General features: G+C 76.7%; 19 protein-coding genes. 13 read left to right on the top strand and 6 right to left on the bottom strand.

What is annotated here, in order from left to right; genetic code table 11:
• Positions 1-127 precede the first annotated feature (127 nt).
• Positions 128-613, bottom strand: a complete 486-nt coding sequence (locus JIG38_RS03365) for a MarR family winged helix-turn-helix transcriptional regulator (RefSeq protein WP_199422209.1) — start codon at positions 611-613, stop codon at positions 128-130.
• 83 nt (positions 614-696) lie between these two features.
• Here JIG38_RS03365 and JIG38_RS03360 point away from each other — a divergent pair, with 83 nt between their 5' ends.
• Together JIG38_RS03360 and JIG38_RS03355 are read left to right on the top strand one after the other, a co-directional pair.
• A complete protein-coding gene (locus JIG38_RS03360) occupies positions 697-1320 on the top strand; it encodes an NADPH-dependent F420 reductase (RefSeq protein ID WP_199422207.1) in 624 nt (207 codons plus the stop codon).
• 336 nt (positions 1321-1656) lie between these two features.
• A complete protein-coding gene (locus tag JIG38_RS03355; RefSeq protein WP_233404402.1) occupies positions 1657-2025 on the top strand; it encodes an RNA-binding S4 domain-containing protein in 369 nt (122 codons plus the stop codon).
• A gap of 83 nt (positions 2026-2108) precedes the next feature.
• Here JIG38_RS03355 and JIG38_RS03350 read toward each other — a convergent pair whose 3' ends face one another.
• Entirely contained in the window at positions 2109-4223 is a 2115-nt protein-coding gene (locus JIG38_RS03350; protein WP_307844530.1) for a penicillin-binding transpeptidase domain-containing protein, read from the bottom strand.
• A gap of 192 nt (positions 4224-4415) precedes the next feature.
• On the opposite strand from JIG38_RS03350, the gene JIG38_RS03345 reads away from it, so the two are divergent.
• The 8 genes from JIG38_RS03345 to JIG38_RS03310 all read left to right on the top strand — a co-directional run bounded on the left by JIG38_RS03345 (position 4416) and on the right by JIG38_RS03310 (position 11889).
• Positions 4416-5066, top strand: coding sequence for a GntR family transcriptional regulator (locus JIG38_RS03345; RefSeq protein ID WP_199422203.1), 651 nt, complete (start codon positions 4416-4418; stop codon positions 5064-5066).
• Positions 5063-6586: an MmgE/PrpD family protein gene (locus JIG38_RS03340; protein ID WP_199422201.1), complete on the top strand. Its 1524-nt coding sequence runs from the start codon at positions 5063-5065 to the stop codon at positions 6584-6586. Before JIG38_RS03345 ends, JIG38_RS03340 begins: the two co-directional genes overlap by 4 nt.
• On the top strand, positions 6586-7497 hold the full coding sequence (gene prpB, locus JIG38_RS03335; RefSeq protein ID WP_199422199.1) for a methylisocitrate lyase: 912 nt from the start codon (positions 6586-6588) through the stop codon (positions 7495-7497). The genes JIG38_RS03340 and prpB overlap by 1 nt, the downstream gene beginning before the upstream one ends.
• Positions 7498-7615: 118 nt before the next feature.
• Positions 7616-8734, top strand: coding sequence for a bifunctional 2-methylcitrate synthase/citrate synthase (locus tag JIG38_RS03330; RefSeq protein ID WP_372419740.1), 1119 nt, complete (start codon positions 7616-7618; stop codon positions 8732-8734).
• Between the two features lie 71 nt (positions 8735-8805).
• Positions 8806-9813, top strand: a complete 1008-nt coding sequence (locus JIG38_RS03325; protein WP_199422195.1) for an SDR family NAD(P)-dependent oxidoreductase — start codon at positions 8806-8808, stop codon at positions 9811-9813.
• Positions 9814-9867: 54 nt separating this feature from the next.
• Positions 9868-10386: a hypothetical protein gene (locus JIG38_RS03320; RefSeq protein WP_199422193.1), complete on the top strand. Its 519-nt coding sequence runs from the start codon at positions 9868-9870 to the stop codon at positions 10384-10386.
• Positions 10387-10389: 3 nt separating this feature from the next.
• Complete coding sequence (locus JIG38_RS03315; RefSeq protein WP_307844529.1) at positions 10390-10869, top strand: NUDIX hydrolase; 480 nt, start codon at positions 10390-10392, stop codon at positions 10867-10869.
• A 9-nt stretch (positions 10870-10878) separates the two neighbouring features.
• Positions 10879-11889, top strand: coding sequence for a DUF2332 domain-containing protein (locus JIG38_RS03310; protein WP_199422191.1), 1011 nt, complete (start codon positions 10879-10881; stop codon positions 11887-11889).
• Here JIG38_RS03310 and JIG38_RS03305 read toward each other — a convergent pair.
• From JIG38_RS03305 to JIG38_RS03295, 3 genes are read right to left on the bottom strand one after another with little or no spacing between them, the layout of a single operon-like run.
• On the bottom strand, positions 11868-13124 hold the full coding sequence (locus tag JIG38_RS03305) for an RNA polymerase sigma factor (RefSeq protein ID WP_199422247.1): 1257 nt from the start codon (positions 13122-13124) through the stop codon (positions 11868-11870). The genes JIG38_RS03310 and JIG38_RS03305 overlap by 22 nt on opposite strands.
• The gene (locus JIG38_RS03300; protein WP_199422189.1) at positions 13118-13459 is read right to left on the bottom strand and encodes a YciI family protein; all 342 of its coding nucleotides are present in this window, start codon (positions 13457-13459) and stop codon (positions 13118-13120) included. The genes JIG38_RS03305 and JIG38_RS03300 overlap by 7 nt, the downstream gene beginning before the upstream one ends.
• Positions 13460-13500: 41 nt before the next feature.
• Positions 13501-14349 (bottom strand): PP2C family protein-serine/threonine phosphatase, encoded by an 849-nt coding sequence (locus JIG38_RS03295; protein WP_199422187.1) that lies wholly within the window; start codon positions 14347-14349, stop codon positions 13501-13503.
• A 385-nt stretch (positions 14350-14734) separates the two neighbouring features.
• Here JIG38_RS03295 and JIG38_RS03290 point away from each other — a divergent pair, with 385 nt between their 5' ends.
• The 3 genes from JIG38_RS03290 to JIG38_RS20880 all read left to right on the top strand — a co-directional run bounded on the left by JIG38_RS03290 (position 14735) and on the right by JIG38_RS20880 (position 18924).
• Entirely contained in the window at positions 14735-16204 is a 1470-nt protein-coding gene (locus JIG38_RS03290; RefSeq protein ID WP_199422185.1) for an MDR family MFS transporter, read from the top strand.
• Between the two features lie 63 nt (positions 16205-16267).
• A complete protein-coding gene (locus JIG38_RS03285; protein WP_199422183.1) occupies positions 16268-18136 on the top strand; it encodes an ABC transporter ATP-binding protein in 1869 nt (622 codons plus the stop codon).
• Positions 18133-18924 (top strand): glycoside hydrolase family 16 protein, encoded by a 792-nt coding sequence (locus JIG38_RS20880; RefSeq protein WP_199422181.1) that lies wholly within the window; start codon positions 18133-18135, stop codon positions 18922-18924. Before JIG38_RS03285 ends, JIG38_RS20880 begins: the two co-directional genes overlap by 4 nt.
• Before the next feature lie 116 nt (positions 18925-19040).
• Here the strand turns inward: JIG38_RS20880 and JIG38_RS03275 are convergent, their stop codons facing one another.
• Positions 19041-19250 carry a hypervirulence associated TUDOR domain-containing protein gene (locus JIG38_RS03275; protein WP_199422179.1) on the bottom strand — a complete coding sequence of 70 codons (210 nt, stop codon included), beginning with the start codon at positions 19248-19250 and terminating at the stop codon, positions 19041-19043.
• Positions 19251-19449: the final 199 nt, after the last annotated feature.

The following is a 19449-nucleotide window of genomic DNA, read 5'->3' as shown; positions in this document are numbered from 1 at the left end:
CGACCCCGCCCCCCCCCCCCCCCCCCCCCCCCCCCCCGCCCCCCCCCGGGGGGGGGGGGGGCCCCGGGGGGGGGGGGGGCCCCCCCCCCCCCCCCTCGCCGCGGACCAGCGACCTCGGGGGCGGTGGTCAGTCGTCGAGGTGGTAGAGGCGGCGGCCGGGGTCGAGGCTGCGCACGAGGGCCAGCGTGATGGTCGAGAGCTGGTCCACCTGCTCGGGCGTGAGCACGTCCATGACGAGCCGGCGGACCTCGGCGACGTGCCCGGGCGCGCTCGCGACGACCTTCGCCCAGCCGTCCTCCGTGAGCCGCGCGAGCGTGGCGCGACGGTCCGCCGGGTCGGGCTCGCGCGTGACGAGGCCGTCCTTCTCGAGCCGCGTCACCACGTGCGAGAGGCGCGGGAGCGTCGCGTTCGTCGCGGAGGCGAGGTGGGACATCCGCAGCACGCGGCCGGGCGCCTCGGAGAGCATCGCGAGCAGCAGGTACTCGTAGTGCGTGAGGTCCGCATCCCGCCGGAGCTGGGTGTCGAGCGCGCCCGGGAGCAGCTCGATGACGGCCTGGAGGCGCAGCCAGGCGACGAGCTCGGTCCTGGTGAGCCACCGCGTGTCGGTCGGCATCCGTTCCTCCCATAGTTGACAGAACAACTATACGCATCTAGGGTCATGGTTGTTGCTTCAACCATATCTCACGAGGAGACGTCATGACCGCGATCACCATCATCGGGGCAGGGAACATCGGCCAGGCCGTCGCCGGCATCGCCGCCGCGGGCGGGAACCAGGTCCAGCTGCTGGCGCGCGACCTCGAGCGGACGCAGCAGGCCGCGACGGCCTCGGGTGCGGCGGCGGGCGTCGTCGGTGACGCGATCACGGGCGACGTCGTCGTGCTGGCCGTGCCGTACCCGGCCGTGGCCGAGGTGCTCGGCACCTACGGGCCCGCGCTCGCGGGCAAGGTCGTCGTCGACCCGACGAACCCGCTCGACTTCAGCACGTTCGACGCGCTCGTCGTGCCGGCCGACGGCTCGGCCGCGGCGCAGATCCAGGCGCAGGTGCCCGACGCGCGGGTCCTCAAGGCGTTCAACACGACCTTCGCCGGGACGCTCGCCACGCGCAGCATCGGCGACGCGACGACGACCGTCCTCATCGCGGGCGACGACGCCGACGCCAAGGCCGTGGTCGCCGACGTCGTGCGTGGTGGCGGGCTCGAGGCGGTGGACGCGGGCGCGCTCAAGCGCGCGCGCGAGCTCGAGGCGCTCGGCTTCCTCCAGCTGACGCTCGCGGCCGGCTCGACGATCGACTGGACGGGTGGCTTCAGCCTGGTCCGCTGATCACGTGACGCGAGCCCGCGCGGGCGCGCGACTAGCGTGGGGGGGGGGGGGGGCGGCCCCCCCCCCCCCCCGGCGGCCCGGGGGGGCGCGCCACTGGGGGGGGGGGGTGCCCTGGGGCCCCCCCGCCCACGCGTGCGTCCGGAGGGGACGATGACCGATCCGGCATCTGAGGCCTGGGGCACGGCCGAGACCGTGCCCGCGCCCGGCGCGGTGGGAGTGGGCTCGGGCGGTGGTGCGCCCGGCGCCGTCGGGGTGGGCTCGGGCGGTGGTGCGCCCGGCGCCGTCGGGGTGGGCTCGAGCGGTGGCGCGCCCGACGCCGCCTCGCCCGCGCCGCGGCTGCCCCCCGCGCCCGCGAGCACCCGCGTCGACCGGTGGGCGTGGGCGGTGCGCCTCTTCCGGACGCGCGCGCTCGCCGCGGCCGCGTGCCGCGCGGGGCACGTCAAGGTCAACGGCGAGCGCGCGAAGCCCGCGACGACCGTCCGGCCCGGCGACGAGGTGCGCGTCCGGGGCGAGGGCCTCGAGCGGGTGGTCGACGTGCGGCTCGCGGTCGAGAAGCGCGTCGGCGCAGCGCTCGTCCCGGCGTGCCTGGTGGACCGCACCCCGCCGCCCCCGCCGCGCGAGGCGCTCGCGGCCGTGCGCGACCGCGGCGCGGGACGGCCGACCAAGCGCGAGCGGCGCGAGATCGACCGGCTGCGCGGGCGCTGAGCCCGGCGCCGGCCCGAGGGCTCGGGGCGCCGCGGAGCTCCGGCTCTGGGGGCCTCCCTGTCTAGTCCGGCTCTACTCCGGCTCTACTCCGGCGCGAGCGCGAGGAAGTCAGCGAGCAGGGGGCCGGCGGTCGCGGCCCCGGACTCGCCGTCCTCGACGAACACCGCGACCGCGAGGTCGCCCTGCACGCCAATCATCCACGCGTGGTTGCGCAGCCCGTCGTCGGCCTGGAACTGGGCCGTGCCGGTCTTGGCGAGGACGTCGCCGCCCGGGACGTCCGCGAGCGCCGACCCGCCGCCGTCGGTGACCACGGCGCGCATGAGGTCGCGCAGGGCGGCGGCCTCGTCGGCCGTGAGCGGTGGCGCGTCGCTCGTCGCCGGCGGCGCCTGGGCGCCGACGAGCCACGGCGTGACCGTCCGCCCGGCCGCGACGGACGCCGCGACCGTGGCCATCGCGAGCGGCGAGGCCTGGACGCGCCCCTGACCGATCATCGCGGCGGCGTGGTCGGTCCCCGTGGAGTCCAGCGGGACGGCGCCCGCGAAGCGCGCGAACCCGAGGTCCTGCTCGACCCCGAGCCCGAGCGACGCAGCCGCCTGGGCGAGGGCCTCGGGCGGCGCCTGGTCCCGCAGCGCGATGAACGCGGCGTTGCACGAGTGGGCGAAGGCGGTGCGCAGCGGCACGCTGCCGAGCGCCTCGGCCGGATAGCCGGGCACGTTGTCGAACCGGCGGCCCTCCACCGTGATCCCGTCGCTGCACTCGACCGGGCTGTCCGGCGTGAGCCCGGCGCGCAGGAGCGCGAGGGCGCTGACCACCTTGAAGACCGAGCCCGGTGCGTACGTGCCGAGGGTCGCGCCCGACCAGCCGCCGCTGCCCGGCCCGTTCGCGACGGCCACGACGGCCCCGGTCGAGGGGCGCACCGCGACGATCGACGCGGCCACCGGCACGTCGGCGAGCACCGAGTCGGCGGCCTCCTGGAACGGCGTGGCGATCGTCGTCACCAGCGGCTCGCCCGCGACCGGCGGCCGGGAGAAGAGCACGCGCTCCTGCTGGGTGTCGGACGCCGTCGCGAGCACGGAGAGGCCCGGCAGCCCGCGCAGCTGCGCGTCGTACTGCCGTTGGAGGCCCGAGAGCCCGACGACGTCGCCGGCGACCACGGCGCCTGCGGACGCCTCGATGACCTCGGCCGTCGCGGGCCCGGCCGTGCCCAGCACCTCGCGGGCGAACCGGCGGCTCGGCCCGAGGGGCAGCACGTCCGGCACGGCGTTGGCGCCGTCGAGCTGCCCGAAGTCCTCGAGCGAGACGGCGGGCGCAGCCGTCCGGACGACGAGCCCCTCGACGAACGCCTTCTCGCCCGCGGCCGCGACGCGCGCGGCGAACTCGGCCGGGTCGAGCCCGAGCAGCTCCGCCATCGCCTGGGCGGCCGCCGGCTGGGCGGCGGGGTCCACGCGCGTCTTGTCGAACCCGAGGCGGACCACCTCGCGCGCCTCGACGAGCACCTCGGCGCCCGCCGAGCCGAGCACCGTCGCGCGTTCCGCCGGGGCGTCCCGCCGGACGCTCAGGGTCTCGGTCTCGCGCAGGTCGGGTGCGATGACGAAGGTCGACCAGTCCACGAGCCACTCGCGCTCGACCAGCGTGAGCCGCGCGGTGGTCGAGTACGTCCACGCCTCGCCCGCGACCCCCGGGGCGGGGCTGCCGCCCGCGGGGTCGGCAGGGTCGGCGGGGTCGGTGTCGCTCTCGGTGTCGCTCTCGGTGTCCGACGGACCGGCCGTCGCCGTGCCGTCCTCGTCCTCGGCGGGGTCCTCCGCGCTGCCCTCGGCGCCCTCGCTGCCCTCGGTGCCCGCGCTCGCAGGCTCGAGGGGCCACGTGTGCGCGAGCTGCGCGGTCGCGGTGCCGGCCTCGTCGTCGACGGTGATCGCGCCGACCTCGATGGTCGGCACCCGCGGGGCGAGGCCCGCGACGGCCGCGGCGAGCTGGGCGGTGGCGTCCTCGGCGCTAGTCCCGTGCAGGGGGACGTCGGACAGGTCGCCCGACGCGAGGCCCTCGGCGAGGGCGGCGAGGGCCGCGTCCGGCTCGGGGTCGGCCGGCGTGCACGCCGTGAGTGCCGCGGCGACGACCCCGGCCGCCGTCCCGGCGGCGACCGCCCTCGCGACCCGGCCCCGCCACCCGCCCCGCGCGCGCGGCGCCCCCACTCGTCCCACGTCAGCCCCCTGGTCCGCCGCCGGCTGGGCGCCGACGGCCTGCTCCAAGATCGTAGGGGCGCCCACCGAAGCCCATCGGCGAACGGCGGATGTATCCAGGCGCGGTACGGATCGTGCGTGCGCGCGCACCGTGCGGTCGCGATGGCGGCGCGGTTGTATACAGAAGCGCCCTCAGCGACGTACGCTCGGGCCGTGCGCGCCGGTGACCGGGTCTACGAGGCCCTCCGCGAGGAGATCGTGGCCGGACGCCTCCGCCCCGGCACCGAGCTGAGCGAGGTCGACCAGGCCGAGCGGTGGGGCGTCTCGCGCACCCCGGTCCGCGAGGCCCTGAGCCGCCTGCGTGCCGACGGGCTCGCGGTCGTCGGCCGCGGCCGCACGCTCGCCGTCTCCGACATCCAGGCGGCCGACGTCGTCCGGCTGTTCGAGCTGCGTGAGGCGCTCGAGACGCAGGCGGCGCGCCTGGCGGCGCGCCGCTGCCGCCCCGAGGTCTTCAGCGCCCTCGCGCACCGGTTCGCGACGGTGACACCGCCCCGGCCGGGCGACCCGACCGACCCGCACGGACCCGGCTACTACGGCCTCGTCGCCGAGCTCGACGCCGCGGTCGACGAGGCCACCGACAGCCCCTACCTGCGCTCCGCCCTGGCCGCCCTGCGCACCCACGTCGCGCGCGCCCGACGCCTCGCGGCCGACAACCCCGAGCGGCTGCGCGCGGCGGCGGGGGAGCACCGGCTCATCGCGGAGGCCATCGCGGACCGCGACGAGGTCCTCGCGGTCCACGCGACCGCCGTCCACCTGCGGCTCGCCCTCGCCAACGTCCTCACCAGCCTGGAGGCAGCTCGATGAAGACCCACCACGTCCGCGTCCACCCGAGCGCGGACCGGCTCCCGCGCGAGCGCCAGCTCGCGTGGGCCTTCGCGGAGCTGGCGGCCGACCGGCCCGGCCTGCCCGACGACGTCGTCGACATGGTCGTCAACCGCGTCGTCGACGACGCCTCGGTCGCGATCGCGTCGGTCGCGCGGGCCCCCGTGGTCGCCGCGCGTGCGCAGGCGCTCGCGCACCCCTACCGGCCCGGCGCGACCGTCGTCGGGCTGGGGCGTCACGAGCGCGTCAGCCCCGAGTGGGCGGCGTGGGCGAACGGCGTCGCCGTGCGCGAGCTCGACCACCACGACACCTACCTCGCGGCCGACTACTCCCACCCGGGCGACAACATCCCGCCCGTGCTCGCCGTCGCGCAGCACCTCGCCGACCGGCGCGGGCTCACCGGCGCCGACGTCGTCCGCGCGATCGCGACCGGCTACGAGGTCCAGGTCGCGCTCGTCCGGGCGATCAGCCTGCACAAGCACCGCATCGACCACGTCGCGCACCTCGGACCGTCCGCCGCGACCGCGCTCGGCTCCCTCCTCGGCCTCCCGCGCGAGGTCACGTTCCACGCCGTCGGCCAGGCGCTGCACACCACGACGGCGACGCGGCAGTCCCGCAAGGGCGAGATCTCGACCTGGAAGGCCTACGCGCCCGCGTTCGCGGGCAAGGTCGCGGTCGAGGCGGTCGACCGCGCGATGCGCGGGCAGACGTCGCCGACGCCGATCTACGAGGGCGAGGACGGCGTCCTCGCCTGGCTGCTGGACGGGCCCGAGGCCGCGTACGACGTCGTCCTGCCGTCGCCCGGCGAGCCGTGCCGGTCGATCCTCGAGACGTACACCAAGGAGCACTCCGCCGAGTACCAGTCGCAGGCGCTCATCGACCTCGCGCGGCGCCTGCACCACGAGCGGCCCGAGCTCGCCGACCCCGACCGCGTCGTCGAGATCGTGCTCCACACCAGCCACCACACGCACCACGTCATTGGCTCCGGCTCGAACGACCCGCAGAAGTACGACCCGACGGCGACGCGCGAGACCCTCGACCACTCCGTGCCCTACATCTTCGCCGTCGCGCTCCAGGACGGCCGGTGGCACCACGTCGACTCCTACGCGCCCGAGCGCGCGGCGCGGCCCGACACGGTGGCGCTGTGGCGCAAGGTCAGCACGCGCGAGGACACCGAGTGGACGCGGCGCTACCACTCGAGCGACCCCGCGCAGAAGGCGTTCGGCGCGCGCGTCGAGGCCGTGCTCACCGGCGGCACGCGCGTGGTCGAGGAGATCGCGGTCGCCGACGCGCACCCGCTCGGCGCGCGGCCGTTCGGCCGGGCGCAGTACGTCGCGAAGCTCCGCACCATGGCCGAGGGCGTCGTGCCGGACGCCGAGGTGGACCGCTTCCTCGCCCTCGCCGAGCGCCTGCCCGAGCTCACCGCGGCCGAGCTCGGCGGCCTGACGCTCACCGCGCCGCGCGACCAGCTCGACGGCACGCCGCCCGAGGGGATCTTCTGATGCTCCACTCCACGACCACGCCCGCCGCGAAGCGCGCGACCCTGCGTCGGCGCCTCGCCGACGGCGGGCTCCTGCGCTTCCCGGGGGCCTTCAACCCGCTGTCGGCGCGGCTCATCCAGGGCAAGGGCCTCGAGGGGGTCTACGTCTCGGGCGCCGTCCTCTCGGCGGAGCTCGGCCTGCCCGACATCGGGCTCACGACGCTCACCGAGGTCGCCGGGCGCAGCGCGCAGATCGCGCGCACGACCGACCTGCCCGTGCTGGTCGACGCCGACACCGGGTTCGGCGAGCCCATGAACGTCGCCCGCACCGTCCAGGTCCTCGAGGACGCCGGCGTGGCCGGCCTGCACATCGAGGACCAGGTCAACCCCAAGCGCTGCGGGCACCTCGACGGCAAGCAGGTGGTCGACCTCGCGACCGCCGAGCGGCGCATCCGGGCGGCGGTCGACGCGCGCCGCGACCCGGACCTGCTCGTCATGGCGCGCACCGACGTCCGCGCGGTCGAGGGCCTCGACGCCGCCGTCGACCGCGTGCGCGCGCTCGTCGACGCGGGGGCCGACGCCGTCTTCCCCGAGGCCATGGCCGACGCGCGTGAGCTCGAGGCGGTGTGCCGCGCCGTCGACGTGCCGGTGCTCGCGAACATGACCGAGTTCGGGCGGTCGCAGCTCCTCACGACGCGGCAGCTCGCCGACGCGGGCGTGCGGATCGTCATCTACCCCGTGTCGCTGCTGCGGATCGCCATGGGCGCCGCCGAGCGCGCGCTCGACACGCTCGTCGCCGAGGGCACCCTCGAGCCGGAGGTCCCGACGATGCAGACCCGCACGCGCCTGTACGAGCTGCTCGACTACGCGGGCTACAGCCGCTTCGACGAGACCGTCTTCACCTCCACGGGGCACGCCGCGCCGCAGGGGTGAGCGCGCACCGACCCGACCCGCATGACGCAAGGGAGCGATCATGAACCAGCCCGACCAGCCCACCCAGCCCGACGAGCCCACCACCGCGGCGCCCTCGGCGGCCTCCGCCGAGACCGCCCTGCCCAAGGACCAGCGCCCCGTCCACAAGGGGCTCGTCGGCATCGTCGTCGACACCACCGAGGTCTCGGCCGTCGACCAGGTCAGCAGCTCGCTGCTCTACCGCGGCTACCCGGTCCAGGAGCTCGCGCGCGGCTGCTCCGTCGAGGAGGTCGCGCACCTCCTGTGGCACGGCGAGCTGCCGGACGCGGCCCAGCTGGCCGCGCTCGTCGACACCGAGCGCGCGCACCGTGCGCTCGAGCCGCACGTCCGCGCGGTCGTGGACGCGCTGCCGACGTCGGCCCACCCCATGGACGTCCTGCGGACCGCCGTGAGCGTCATGGGCGCGCACGAGCCGCACGAGGACGTGACCGACCGCGCCGCGCTCGCGGACGCCTCGCTGCGGCTGTTCGCCCGGCTGCCCGCGGTCATCGCCTACGACCAGCGGCGGCGCCGCGGCGAGGACCTCGTCGAGCCCCGCGCCGACCTCGACTACGCCGCGAACTTCCTCCACATGACCTTCGGCGACGTGCCCGACGACGTCGTCCTGGACGCGTTCCGGGTCTCGCTCGTCCTCTACGCCGAGCACTCCTTCAACGCCTCGACGTTCACCGCGCGCGTGGTCACGTCGACGCTCGCCGACCTGCACTCGGCCGTGGTCGCGGCGATCGGCGCGCTCAAGGGCCCGTTGCACGGCGGCGCGAACGAGGCCGTCATGGAGACGTTCGCCGAGATCGGCGACGCCGACCGCGCCGCGGCGTGGCTCGACGAGGCGCTCGCGGCCAAGCGCAAGATCATGGGCTTCGGCCACCGCGTCTACAAGCACGGCGACTCGCGCGTCCCCACGATGAAGGCCGCGCTCGACCGGCTCGTCGCGCACACCGACCGGCAGGACGTCGCGGCGCTGTACGACGCGCTCGAGCGCGCCATGGCCGAGCGCAAGGGGATCCTGCCGAACCTCGACTACCCGTCCGGCCCGGCGTACCACCTCATGGGCTTCGACACGGCGACCTTCACCCCGCTGTTCGTCGCGAGCCGCGTCGTGGGGTGGACGGCGCACGTGGCCGAGCAGCGCGCGGCCAACGCGCTCATCCGGCCGCTCAGCCGGTACGCGGGGCCCGCGGAGCGTCACCTGGGCTGAGCCGCCCCGGCCCCCGAGCAGCAGGACCACCCCGACCTGCGGCTGGACGGCAGCGGGGCGACGATGGCGGCGTGAGCCCCCCGTCGCCGCCCCGCCCCCGCCCTCAGGTCGTCGTGGTCACGGGGGCGTCGAGCGGGATCGGACGGGGCGTCGCGCGCGCGTTCGCGGAGCGCGGGGCCGACGTCGTGCTCGCCGCGCGCGGCGTCGCGGCGCTCGAGGAGGTCGCGGCCGAGTGCCGGCGTCGCGGTGCCCGCGCGCTCGTGGTGCCGACGGACGTGTCCGACGCCGACCAGGTGCAGGCCCTCGCGGACGCCGCCGTCGCGACGTTCGGGCGGGTCGACGCGTGGGTGGGCGCCGCCGCGGTGTGGAGCCATGCCCGGTTCGAGGACACCCCGCGCGAGGTCTTCGACCAGGTCGTGGCGACGACGCTGCTCGGCCAGGTGCACGGCGCGCGGGCGGTGCTGCCGGTGTTCCGGCGGCAGGGGAGCGGGGTGCTCGTCGTCGTCTCGTCGCTCCACGGGCGGCTCAGCGCGCCCTACGTCGCCCCGTACGTCGCCGCCAAGTGGGGGCTCACGGGGTTCGCCGAGGTGCTGCGCTACGAGCTCCGCGACGCGCCGGGCATCCACGTCTGCACCGTGCTCCCCGGGACCGTCGACACGCCGATCTACCGGCACGCGGCGGTGCGCACGCCGCGCGAGATCCGCCCCCTGCCGCCGGTCACCGACCCGCGGCGGGTCGTCCGGGCGGTGCTCGACCTGGTCGACCGGCCGCGCCCCGAGGTGGTCGTCGCCCGCACGCAGCGGGTGGCCGTGACACTGCACCACCTGCTCCCGGGGGCGTACGGTCGGCTCGTCGGTCCCGCCGTCCGGCTCGGCGGGCTGCGCCGACGCCCGGCCGTGCCGCGGGACCGCAACGTCCTCGCGCCGTCGTCGGCCACGGGCGCGGAACCGGTCGCGGACGGCTGGCGCCGGCACGACCACCGGTGGGTCGCCGCCGTCGCCCTGCCCGCAGGGGCCGCGGCGATGGGCGCGGCCGTGCTCGCGCACCGGGTCCGGGACCGCCTCCGGTTGCGGTCCTGATCACGCAGGGGTCGAATCGGGCGGCAGGGGTCGCCGGTCACAGGAGGAGACGTCATGGACGACAGCACGCAGACCTGGGTCGTCATCGCCGCCGTGGTGGTGGTGGTGCTCGTGCTCCTCGTGGTCCTCCTGCGCGGGCGCCGCGCCAAGGCCGCCGTCGCGCGGCGCGAGGAGGCGCGCGTGCTGCGCGAGAAGGCCGAGGCCGACCGCATCGAGGTGCAGGAGCGCGAGGCCGCCGCTGCCCGCGCCGACGCCGAGGCGCGCCTCGCGCAGGCCGAGGCCGACGAGCGCGCGGCCGAGGCGGCGCGCCTGCAGGCCGAGGCGCGCGAGCGCACCGAGAAGGCGCAGGAGGCGCGCGCCGAGGTCGACGAGCGCCTGCGCCGGGCGGACGAGCTCGACCCCGACGGCGCGCGTGCGGGCCGTCACGGGGCGCCGGACGCGGTGCCCGCCGCGGGCGACCCGCGGGACGGCGCGCACGGCGACCACGTCGCGACGGACCGTCACGACGCGACCGGCGACCACCTCGCCGCGGACCGTCACGACGCGACCGGCGACCGGCGCGACGTCGTCTGACGCGTGGCCGGGAGGTCCAGCGGCGGGCTCCTGCTGCACCGCCGCGGCGCGGACGGCGTCGAGGTGCTGCTCGGCCACATGGGCGGGCCGTTCTGGGCCCGTCGGGAGGCGGGCGCCTGGACGATCCCCAAGGGCGAGCCGCTGCCCGACGAGTCCCTGCACGAGGCCGCCCTGCGCGAGTTCGCCGAGGAGCTCGGCGTGCCCGCCCCCGACGGCCCGGAGACCGACCTCGGGGACGTCCGGCAGAAGGCCGGCAAGGTGGTCCACGCCTGGGCGCGGGAGGCCGACCTCGACGTGACCCGCCTCGGCGCCGACCGCAGCACGGTCGAGGTCGAGTGGCCGCCGCGGTCCGGGCGACGGGTCACGTTCGCCGAGCTGGACCGCGTGCGGTGGTGGCCGCTCGCCGAGGCGCGAGGCGTGGTCGTCGCGGCGCAGGCCGCGCTGCTCGACCGGCTCGCCGACGCCCTGCACCCGGGTGCCTAGGCTCGGCGCGTGCAGCCCACCGACGCCGTCCCGGGCACCGCGGCGTGGTACGCCGCGTTCGCCGAGCAGGCGGCGGGCAGCTCGCCGACGTACGCCGCGTGGTCGCGCGCGATCTCGCGCGACGCCGAGGTCCTCGCTCGCGTCGACGGCCTCCCGCGCGACCGCCGCCAGCCGAACCTCGTGCTCGCGGCCGCGCGGGCCTCGGGCGCACCCGACGGGCCCTGGGAGGTGCTGCGCCCGTGGCTGCTCGACGCGTGGCCGCGCGTCGCCGCCGTCGCCCGCAGCCGGACGACGCAGACCAACGAGGCGGGCCGCTGCGCCGTCCTGCTCCCGGCGCTCACCCGCGTCGCCGGGGCCGGCCGCCCGGTGGCGCTCGTCGAGGTCGGCGCCTCGGCCGGCCTGTGCCTCTACCCCGACCGCTACGCGTACGCGTACACGGCGGACGACGGCACCACGGCGCGGCTCGGGGACCCGGGCGCGCCCGTCGTGCTCCCGTGCCGGGTCACGGGCGGCGCGCCGCCGCCCCGGGTCGCGCTGCCCGACGTCGTCGCGCGCGTCGGGATCGACCTGCACCCCCTCGACGTCGGCGACCCGGCGGACCTCGCCTGGCTCGAGGCGCTCGTCTGGCCCGAGCACGACGAGCGTCGCGCCCGCCTGGCCGCCGCGGCCGGGGTCGTCGCCGCGGACCCGCCGACGCTCGTCGCCGGCGACCTCCTCGACCGCCTCGACGACGTCCTCGACCTCCTGCCGGCGGGTGCGACCCCGGTCGTCCTGCACAGCGCCGTGCTCGCGTACCTGCCGGTCGACCGCCGCGCCGCCGTCGCGGCCGCGATGGCGGGTGCGCGCGAGCGGCGCGGCGTGCGGTGGCTGAGCAACGAGGGAGCCGCCGTCCTGCCCCATGTCGCCGCGCGCCTGCCCGCGGGGACCGACGTCGGGCACCGGTTCGTCGTCGCGCTCGACGGCGTGCCGGTGGGCCTCGCCGGGCAGCACGGCGAGAGCTACGAGCCGCTGCCCGGCTGAGCGTCGGGCCGGGTGGCGGAGCGCCGGTGGCGCGCACGCTCGACGAGCGCGCGGTCCGCGGGCGTCAGGGCGGTGCGCGCCGCGTCCGCGTACGCGGCCTCGGCCTCGGCGGCCCGGCCCAGGCGCCGCAGGAGGTCCGCGCGCACGGCGTGCCGCGCGGGGTGGTCGCCCAGCCCGAGCGCGTCGACGACGTCGAGCGCCGCCGCGGGACCGGCGACCTCGGCCAGGGCGACCGCCCGGTTGAGCGCCACGACGGGCGTGGGCGTGAGCGCGAGCAGGTGGTCGTAGACGCGCAGCACCTGCGCCCAGTCGGTCTCCTCGACGGTCGCGGCGTCGGCGTGCACCGCGGCGACGGCCGACTGCAGCTGGTACGGCCCCGGTCGCCCGCGGCGCAGGCACGCCCGCAGCAGCGCGCGACCCTCCTCGAGCGCGCCCTGGTCCCACCGCGTGCGGTCCTGCTCCGCGAGGGGCACGGGCGCGCCGTCGGGCCCGGTCCGCGCGGGCCGGCGCGCGTCCGTGAGCAGGAGCAGCGCGAGGAGGCCGAGCACCTCGGGCTCGTCCGGCATGAGCTCGGCGAGCAGCCGGGCGAGGCGGATCGCCTCCGCGCTGAGGTCGGTGCGCGGGCCGCCCTCGCCGGTCGTCGCGGTGTGGCCCTGCGTGAAGACGAGGTAGACGACGGCGAGCACCGCCGGCAGCCGGTCGGGCAGGTCCGCGTCGGACGGCACGCGGTAGGGGATGCGCGCGTCGCGGATCTTCGCCTTGGCGCGCACGACGCGCTGGGCGACGGTGGCCTCGGGGACCAGGAACGCGTGGGCGATCTCTGTGGTCGTCAGGCCACCGAGGAGGCGCAGCGTGAGCGCGACCTGCGCGGGCGGGGAGAGCGCGGGGTGGCAGCACGTGAAGACGAGCCGCAGGCGGTCGTCGTGCACGGGACCCACCTCCTCGGGCTCGGACGGCGCGTGCAGCAGGGCGGCCTCGGCGTGGCGCCGGTCCCGCGACCCCTCGCGACGCAGCCGGTCGATCGCGCGACGCCGGGCGGTCGTGAGGATCCAGCCCGCAGGGCTCGGCGGCGTGCCCTCGCGGGGCCAGCGCTCGACGGCGACGGTGAACGCGTCCTGCACGGCCTCCTCGGCGAGGCCGATGTCGCCGAGGACGCGCACCAGCACGGCGACGGCGCGGCCGTACTCGCGCCGGAACGCGTCCTCGACGTCGGTCACGAGCGGGTCGGTCACCAGCGGAAGGGCCGGACCTCGATCGGCAGGCCCGTGGCGGTCGCGATGCGCCGACCCCACCCGAGCGCGGCGTCGAGGTCGGGGACGTCGACGATCGTGAACCCGCCGAGGTGCTCCTTGACCTCGGCGAAGGGCCCGTCCGTGAGGACGACGTCGCCGTCCTGGGCGCGCAGGACCGTCGCCGTGCTCGGGTCGTGCAGGCCGCCCGCGAAGACCCACTGGCCGGCGGCCCGGATCTCCTGGTCGACCGCCTCGACGGCACGCATGACCGGCTCGAGGAACTCGGCCGGCGGCGGCGGTCCGGCGGGCTCGTAGACGGCGATGAGGTAGGTGCCCATGGTGGCCTCCCGAGGTCGTGGGCCGGCGCTGTCGCCGGCCCTCACCCCTCAGACGAACGGCCGGCGCCCGGATCGACATCCTCCCGCGCGAGCGGGCCGACGTACCCCTGGGACTCGTCGGCCGCGGCGCCGAGGTAGCGCGGGCGCTCGCCCGGTGCAGGGTCCCCGGTCGCGACGTCGCACACCGCGACGCTCACGTTGTCGTGCGCGTCCGCGTCGAGCGCGGCGCGCACCAGGGCCTCCGCCGCGTCGTCGGGCGTCGCGGCGCCGGTCAGCAGCGCGAGGAGCTCGTCCTCCGGCACGTAGTCGGTGAGCCCGTCGCTCGCGAGCAGCCAACGGTCGCCCGGCGCGGCGTCGACGTCGAGGACCGTGACGCCCGCCGCGTCGGCCCGGTCGCCCGACAGCGAGCGGAGGATGACGTTGCGGTGCGGGTGCTCGCGCGCGTCGCGCGGGTCGACCACCCCCTGGTCCACGAGGGCCTGGACGAGGGAGTCGTCGCGCGTGACCCGACGGCCCTCTCCGTCGCGCACGAGGTAGGCGCGCGAGTCGCCGATGTGGGCGACGCGGACCTCGTCCTCCGCGCAGAAGAGTCCCGTGAAAGTGGTCGCCATGCCGCGCAGCGACGGCTCCCGGCCCACGCGCAGCGCGAGGTCCGCGTTCGCCACGGCGACCAGCTCGCGCAGGTCGTCGGCACCCAGGCGCGCGAGGTCGCGCGTCCCGAGCGCGGCCATGAGGCGGTGCGTCACGGTCCACGAGGCGACGTCGCCGCCCGCGTGGCCGCCGACGCCGTCGGCGACGAACGCGAACCGTGGGCCGCACCCGACGGAGTCCTGGTTGTCCGCGCGGTGCGGTCCGGTGACCGACCTCGCGGCCGTGACGAGCCTCGCCATGCGTCCCCCTCCGTCGGCACCCGCTCCCATCGTGGTCGACGCCGCGGCGTCGCGCGACACGCCGACGCGCATCCGCCCACGGCAGACGCGCGACCGTGACAAACCGGTCGACCCGTGTCGGTGGTCGCGACCAGACTGGTCGACGACCGCGGCAGGCAGCCCGCGTCAGCCGTGCGTCGCCGGCGGCACCGCGACCCGCACGGGTCGGCGGGTGCCGCGCAGTCCCGACGACTGCCGACGACTGCCGATGAGTTCGGCCGCCGTCCCGGGTCAGCCCGGGAGTACCAGCACCAGCACCGACGTGGGGAGCCCCGTGACCGACCGTGACACCCGAGTGCCCGAGAGACCGGCAGCCGACCGGCCCGGGCCCGGCGCACCCGACCGGATGACGCCGCGCGACCGCCGTGCCGTCGTCCTCCTGCTCATCTCGACGTTCGTCGTCATCCTCAACGAGACGGTCATGGGCGTGGCCCTGCCGCACCTCATGGCGGACCTCGACATCACCGCGAGCACGGCGCAGTGGGTCACCGCGGCCTTCATGCTGACGATGGCGGTCGTCATCCCCGTGACCGGCTTCGTCATCCAGCGCACGACGACCCGCGCGACCTTCGTCGCCGCCATGGGGCTCTTCAGCCTCGGCACGCTCGTCTGCGCGCTCGCGCCCGGATTCGTCGTGCTCCTCGCCGGCCGCGTGGTCCAGGCGAGCGGCACCGCGATCATGCTGCCCCTGCTCATGACGACGGTCATGACCGTGACGCCGCCCGCGACGCGCGGCCGCACGATGGGCAACATCAGCGTGGTCATCTCGGTCGCGCCCGCCCTCGGCCCGACCCTCTCGGGGCTCGTCCTCAGCGTCCTCGACTGGCGCTGGCTCTTCGGCCTCGTCCTGCCGATCGCGCTCGCCTCGCTCGCGCTCGGCGCGCTGCGCCTGCAGAACCTCACCGAGCCGCGGTACGCCCGGGTCGACGTCGGCTCGGTCCTGCTCTCCGCGATCGGCTTCGGCGGCGTCGTCTACGGCCTGAGCCGGTTCGGCGAGGCGTCCGGCGAGGCCGGCGGCCTCGTCTCGGCCTGGGCGCCGATCGTCGCCGGCGCCGCGGGCCTCTCGCTCTTCGTCGCACGCCAGATCTGGCTCCAGCGTTCCGACGCCGCGCTGCTCGACCTGCGGACGTTCCGCTCGCCGACCTTCGCGGTGGCAGTCGGCCTCATGGCGATCAGCATGATGGCCCTCTTCGGCACGATCATCCTGCTGCCCATCTACGCGCAGTCCGTGCTCGGGCTCGAGGCACTCCAGACGGGGCTCCTCCTGCTGCCGGGCGGCCTGCTCATGGGCCTCGTCGCGCCGTCGGTGGGGCGCGCCTACGACCGCTTCGGCCCGCGCGTGCTGCTCGTGCCGGGCACCGTCGTGGTGAGCGCCGCAGCCTGGCTGCTCACGACCCTCGGCGTCGGCAGCCCCGCGTGGCTGCTGCTCGTGGCCCACGTGGTGCTCAGCGCCGGCCTCGCGCTCATGTTCACGCCGCTGTTCACGGCGTCGCTCGGCTCGCTCCCGCCGCGGCTGTACTCGCACGGCAGCGCCGTCGTCGGCACCGTGCAGCAGGTCGCCGGCGCGGCGGGGACGGCCCTGTTCGTCACGGTGATGACCGCGCAGGGGGCGGCCCTCACCGACCGCGGCGCGGACGTCGTCGAGGCGACGGCGGGCGGCGTGCACGCGGCGTTCGTCGTGGGGGCGGTCATCACGCTGCTGGCGATCCCCGCGGCGTTCGCGGTCCGCGCGTCCGGCGGGGGCGCGCACGGCCCGGTGGACGACGGGCAGGGCGAGCACGACGCCGCCGCGGAGGTGCCGGCTGTCGGGCACTGACGGGCGCACGCCGAGGGCGAACACCGTCGACCACGGTGCCACGGCCGTGGTCGACTCGGCGGCATGACGGCGTCGGAGGAGGCGGGCCGGGTCCCGCTGCGGTGGGAGAACCTGCGCGTCCTGTGGGGCTTCGTCCGACCGCACCGGCGGGTCGTCGGTGTCGGGATCGTCCTCGGGCTCGGCACCACGGCCGCGTCGCTCGCGAGCCCGCTCGCGGTCAAGCGCGTGCTCGACACGGTGGGCACCGGCGCGTCGATGGCGGGGCCGGTCGCGCTGCTCCTGGCGCTCGTCGTGCTCTCGATGGCGACCGGCCTGGCGCAGTGGGTCCTCCTCGGCCGGCTCGCGGAGCACATCGTGCTCGACGCGCGGACCTCGCTGGTCGACCGGTTCCTGCGCGGCCGGCTCGGCGACGTGCAGCGGCGGACGCCGGGGGAGCTCGTCACGCGCGTGACGTCGGACACGGTGCTGCTGCGCGAGGCCGCGTCGTCGAGCGCCGTCCTGCTGGTCAACGGCGTCGTCTCGCTCGTCGGCACCGTGCTGCTCATGGCCGTCCTCGACGTGCAGCTGCTGCTGAGCACGCTCGTCGCGATCGTCGTCGTGGGCGTCCTCATGGGCGTCCTCATGCCGAGGATCGGCGCGGCGCAGCGGCGGGCGCAGGAGGCGGTCGGCGAGCTCGGCTCGGTCCTCGAGGGCAGCCTGCGGGCGCTGCGCACGGTCAAGGCCAGCCGCGCCGAGGACCGCCAGGTCGCCGAGGTGGTCGCGCGGGCCCAGGAGTCGGCGCGGTTCAGCATCCGCGCGGTGTGGGTGGCCGCCGCCGCGTGGGCCGTCGCGGGCGGGGGGATCCAGCTCGCGATCATCGCGATCCTCGGGATCGGTGCCTGGCGCGTCGAGCAGGGCGGGCTCGCGGTCTCGACGCTCGTCGCGTTCCTGCTCTACGCCTTCGGGATCGTCGACCCCATCACGACGCTCACCCAGACGTTCACCCAGCTGCAGTCCGGGGTCGCCGCGGCGGCACGGATCCGCGAGACCGAGGACGTCCGCGCCGAGGACGTGCACGCCGGGCGCACGCTCGTGGCGGGCCCGCACCCGAGCGACGCGGGGGAGGGGCCCCCGGTGCTCGAGCTGCGCGGGGTCACGCTCACCTACGACGGCGCACCGGCGCCCGCGGTCGACGGGCTCGACCTCGTCGTCCCGCGGCGCGGCCACGTCGCGCTCGTCGGACCCTCGGGCGCGGGCAAGACGTCGACGTTCTCGCTCGTCCTGCGGTTCGTCGACCCCGACGCCGGCACGCTCCTCCTCGACGGCGTCCCCTTCGACGAGCTGAGCGTCGACACGGTGCGGGCGCGGCTGGGGTACGTCGAGCAGGAGACGCCGCTGCTCGCCGGGTCGGTGCGCGACAACCTGCTCTTCCGCCACCCCGAGGCCGACGAGGCGGAGCTGTGGTCGGCCCTGCGGTCCGTGCGGCTCGAGGCGACCGTGCGCGCCCTGCCCGAGGGGCTGGACACGCCGGTCACGGCCACGAGCCTGTCGGGCGGCGAGCGTCAGCGGGTCGCCCTCGCGCGCGCCGTCGTGCGCACGCCGGAGGTGCTCCTCCTCGACGAGGCCACCGCGCAGCTCGACGGGCTCACGGAGCTCGCGATCCAGGAGGTCATCCGCCGCGTCGCCGGCCAGGGCGCCGTCGTGACGATCGCGCACCGGCTGTCGACGGTCGTCGACGCCGACCTCATCGTGCTCCTGGAGGCCGGTCGCGTCCGGGCGACGGGCACGCACGCAGAGCTGCTCGCGTCCGACGAGCTCTACGCCGAGCTCGTCGCCGCGCTGCGGATCTCGACCGAGGTCCTCGGCACGGGCGACGCAGCCGACGCGGACGACGACGCGCACGCGGCCGACGCGGGCGACGCGTCGATGGTCGCCGCCGCGGACGCGCCGTGAACGGTGGGCGGCTCGACCGCTCGGCCTACGTGCTCGAGGTCGAGGACACCTTCGAGGGAGACCGCCTCGACCCCGGCCTGTGGTTCCCGCACTACCTCCCGCAGTGGAGCTCGCGCGCCGCCTCGGCGGCGAGGTACGACGTCGGCGGCGGGCGCCTGCTCCTTCGCGTGGACGCGGACCAGCCCGCGTGGTGCCCGGAGCTCGACGGCGAGCTGCGGGTCTCCTCGCTGCAGACGGGCGTCTTCTCCGGACCGCTCGGCTCGACCGTGGGCCAGCACCGCTTCCACCCGGACGTCGTCGTGCGCGAGGAGCAGGCGGAGCAGCGCCTGTGGACCCCGCACCACGGTCTCGTCGAGGTCCGCCTGCGGGCGACGGACGACCCGCACGCCATGGTCGCGCTGTGGCTGATCGGGTTCGAGGACCGGCCCGAGCGGTCGGGCGAGATCTGCGTCGTCGAGATCTTCGGCCGCGACGTCGACGCCCAGGGTGCGGGGGTGGGGATGGGCGTGCACCCCTTCGCCGACCCGGCGCTCGTCGACGACTTCGCGCGACCACGGCTCGCGATCGACGCGCGTGAGCCGCACACCTACGCCGCCGAGTGGACGCCGGAGCGCGTGCGCTTCTTCTGCGACGACGAGCTCGTGCGCACCGTCGAGCAGTCCCCGGGCTACCCGATGCAGGTCATGCTCGACCTCTACGCCCTCCCGGACGGCGACGGGCCACCCCCCGGGCCGTACCCGAAGGTGGCGCAGGTGGACTGGTTCCGGGGCTACCGCCCGCGCGGCTGAGCGCCGAGCCCAGCCCGCGCGGCTGAGCGCCGAGCCCAGCCCGCGCGGCTGAGCGCCGAGCCCAGCCCGCGCGGCTGAGCGCCGAGCCCAGCCCGCGCGGCTGAGCGCCGAGCCACTCAGTCCTCGTGCAGCGCCGAGGGCTTGTGGACCGCGTCCTTGCCGCTCGCGTCGCTGCGGACGCGGTACTGCGGTTCGTCCGACGACGCCCGGACGGTGCGCCCGGCGGCGTGGGTGTCGTGGGTGATCTTCTCCTCGACCGTGCCCTCGACCGTCTGCCCGTGACTCTTCCAGGTGACGTGGTCACCCGTGGTGAGGTCGTCGCCCATCCCGCCTCCTCCTGCTCGTGGCGCGCGTGCCGCGCAGCCCCAGCGTCAGGCGACGCGGACGCGCGCGCCACCCGGGACGGGGAGCCGGCTCGCGGCGACGGCGGAGTCCTGCGGGTCCGGGCTCGCCGTGACGTCCATGGGCCTCGTTCCGCGCCGGCGGGATGGTCGCCGGCCGCGCGGCCGGGGTGTGCGCATCCTG

The organism is Actinotalea solisilvae, from assembly GCF_016464425.1.
Classification (GTDB): Bacteria; Actinomycetota; Actinomycetes; order Actinomycetales; family Cellulomonadaceae; genus Actinotalea; species Actinotalea solisilvae.
Note: the sequence above shows the minus strand (reverse complement) of the source record. Positions and strands in the feature narration are given on the sequence as shown.

Bases quoted from the DNA above. Each gene is read 5' to 3' on its own strand.
- prpB (WP_199422199.1), top strand. From the start codon at position 6,586: ATGCTCCACTCCACGACCACGCCCGCCGCGAAGCGCGCGACCCTGCGT.
- JIG38_RS03295 (WP_199422187.1), bottom strand. From the start codon at position 14,349: ATGGCGAGGCTCGTCACGGCCGCGAGGTCGGTCACCGGACCGCACCGC.
- JIG38_RS03275 (WP_199422179.1), bottom strand. From the start codon at position 19,250: ATGGGCGACGACCTCACCACGGGTGACCACGTCACCTGGAAGAGTCAC.
- JIG38_RS03360 (WP_199422207.1), top strand. From the start codon at position 697: ATGACCGCGATCACCATCATCGGGGCAGGGAACATCGGCCAGGCCGTC.
- JIG38_RS03290 (WP_199422185.1), top strand. From the start codon at position 14,735: ATGACGCCGCGCGACCGCCGTGCCGTCGTCCTCCTGCTCATCTCGACG.
- JIG38_RS03365 (WP_199422209.1), bottom strand. From the start codon at position 613: ATGCCGACCGACACGCGGTGGCTCACCAGGACCGAGCTCGTCGCCTGG.
- JIG38_RS03340 (WP_199422201.1), top strand. From the start codon at position 5,063: ATGAAGACCCACCACGTCCGCGTCCACCCGAGCGCGGACCGGCTCCCG.
- JIG38_RS03285 (WP_199422183.1), top strand. From the start codon at position 16,268: ATGACGGCGTCGGAGGAGGCGGGCCGGGTCCCGCTGCGGTGGGAGAAC.
- JIG38_RS03320 (WP_199422193.1), top strand. From the start codon at position 9,868: ATGGACGACAGCACGCAGACCTGGGTCGTCATCGCCGCCGTGGTGGTG.
- JIG38_RS03300 (WP_199422189.1), bottom strand. From the start codon at position 13,459: ATGGGCACCTACCTCATCGCCGTCTACGAGCCCGCCGGACCGCCGCCG.